Source organism: Desulfobacula sp. (assembly GCF_021107415.1).
On the sequence record NZ_JAIOSW010000355.1, the window covers coordinates 1 to 2,482 of the forward strand.

The following is a 2,482-nucleotide window of genomic DNA, read 5'->3' on the forward strand; positions in this document are numbered from 1 at the left end:
AGACAATCATAATGGGTAAGAATTGTTTTTTTATTCAACTTCGGCTGCCTGTCAAAAGGAAAGGTTTCAATAACAAAGGGTTCCGGGATCTTTGCAAGACTTATCCTTCGTTTTCTGGCATTTTCCTGCTTGGTTTTGTACTCTTGCTCAACCACATACTTTAAAAGCCGGACAGATGAGAAACTGCCCTTTTTAGCAATGTCGGTATAATGGTCCCAGTTGGCAAGTAACCCTCTCAATCCAAGATATTTAAGCATTTTTTCAAACTCTTCATCCATTGCTATTCCTTATCTTTGTAACCTGAAGGTCACTCGTAGATTGATAGATCCACCTCATCAGCAAATCGGCCTTCAAGATACGCTGATCTGTTTGTGAACTCTCCATCGATTTCAGGTAGTGGCATTTCATAAACTGACTGTCTTAAAAGCAGCCGGATAATATTTTCAATGGTATCCATACTTTTTATTCTGTATTTCAATGCACGTTTCAGGGCTTGAACAAACACAGACAAAGCAGTTTTTTTGTGCAGGGTGTATAATTGACGAACAAATCTATGTCGGGTTTTACCCTTCATTGTAAGGACAAAAGTAAGATAGGCATCCACTTCAGGAGCTGTAGAGCGTAAAATCTTTTCCTCGCCTGCCGTGGGTCTTTTCCGGTTGTTTGGCTGGTATTTTGGCTTGGGTTCTCCTTTGGGACTGATTTTATCATTTTTGATGCCGTCCGGCGGCAATGGATATTCTGCCAGTTTCTTTCTATTATGATAGATCTCCATATGATCACAGAATTGCAGGATTTTTACATCAAACCTTGTTTTTCCCGGCACCCAGTAATAGTTCGCATCAACAGCGGCATATCCGTACTGATCCGTTCCTCTTTCATGGACAATATAAGGAGGCGTGATATAGGCAGGCAGCTTTTTAAGAAAAGATTGTTCATACTCAAATGCCTTGGCCGGGATCAGTTTGGTTTTGCTTACCGGCCGGTTGGGCATTCTAATGGTTGCCCAGTCAAATGCTTGTTGGTTCATGTCTTCCAGGGTTTCAAAGTTACGGCCTGGAAAAAAATTGGTTTCTACTGTATAAAAGCTGCGTTCATTACCGGCTTTTCTGTTGGCATGACCAACTTCATGACAGATAAATTCAAATCCATATTGTTTGGCAAACTGCTTCATTTCAGGGGCAATAACAGCATTTTTGCCGGTTCCCCGAAGGCGGGCAAGATTGGTGTTATCAATAATACAGACCGGAGCAGCATATCCCCAGAAGGTCAGCGCTTCATGAATAAAGCACTTCATGGCAAATCGGTTAAATGAACGATAAAATTTTAGATACCGCATCTTTGAGTATCTCATGTAGATAACACTGCCAACGACCTTGACCCGGTTTGTTCCAATTTTTATGGTGTAGGGGCTTGTATCATGCTGCATTTCTGCTCCTGGTTCATCAGGTCTCTGGTCACAACGCTGGTTTTTCGATTGCCCAAGATTCAGTTCACGTATATTGCGTGTCAATGTAGAATACCCGATTGAAATTCCTTTTTCTTCAATAAGAATCTCATGGATTCTCTGGACATAACCATCACATTTTACATGAAGCTTCCTGAGAAGTTCAGGGTCAACATTTATTTTGTCCTGCCTTATTGTCTCTGGAAGCTGACCCTTCTGGTCAATAATATTACCGACAGTATTGGTGCTGACCTTAAGTTTGCGGGATATTTCTCGGACACCCATGCCTTCATTATGAAGAAGAAAAATTGCTTTACGCTTGTTCACATCGATCATATAGATTCCTTACAGCAACTGTAAAATTATCCATAATATCGATGATCCCTTGAACCAAAAGACTTGCCTGAACCTGGAAGATATCACTGCCAAGGCGGTCATCTCGGATTCTACAGGTGATTTTTTGCATATATCGTTGCACAGACTCAAGATCCCTGAGCATCCTTTGTTCTGTATTTGTACACTCTGTTGTCCGACTTGATATTTTCTTTAACTGATTCAGGCCCCAGGTGATATGGCCTTCTTTGATCTGTTGATGTAAATTACCAGACCCTTTGAAGAAACCATTAGCCAAAAGTTCAATGTCACGGATACTCAATCCTTTGCCGGCAACCAATTTTACAAATTCATCAATCTCATTTTTTCTAATTGAGTTCATACGTATGAACTTTCGCAGTGTGTACATAAATGAATAAACTGGAAAATCTCCGTTAAATACCCGTTTTGCCACGTACTCACTCATTTCTCCAAGAATACCGCTCCGCATGCTCACCCAAGCCTTACTTTTCTGAAGAAGGTCGGCAATATCTCCATGGATCATGCCATGCACCTTTTTAAGCTCATCAATCATTTTAGCCTGTTCCAGGATCGTAAGCGGGCGGGCGATTGAAGTCCTGATAAGTTTAATAATGCCAAGGGGTTCATCACTTCCAAAGGAACTATAGGGAACCATACCGATCTTGAGCTTTTTTGCACACC

At 41.3% G+C, this 2,482-nt stretch carries 3 protein-coding genes; all 3 read right to left on the bottom strand.

Annotated features, from left to right (window positions below):
- Positions 1–278: ATP-binding protein (locus tag K8S13_RS17925; RefSeq protein WP_291464654.1), on the bottom strand; the 278-nt coding region annotated here is incomplete at its 3' end.
- Between the two features lie 29 nt (positions 279–307).
- Positions 308–1,783 carry a helix-turn-helix domain-containing protein gene (locus K8S13_RS17930; RefSeq protein ID WP_291464655.1) on the bottom strand — a complete coding sequence of 492 codons (1,476 nt, stop codon included), beginning with the start codon at positions 1,781–1,783 and terminating at the stop codon, positions 308–310.
- On the bottom strand, positions 1,761–2,482 hold a 722-nt coding region (locus K8S13_RS17935; RefSeq protein WP_291464657.1), incomplete at its 5' end, for a chromosome partitioning protein ParB. The genes K8S13_RS17930 and K8S13_RS17935, both read right to left, overlap by 23 nt.

Excerpts from the sequence above, each read along its gene's own strand:
- K8S13_RS17930 (WP_291464655.1), bottom strand. The coding sequence starts at position 1,783 with ATGATCGATGTGAACAAGCGTAAAGCAATTTTTCTTCTTCATAATGAA.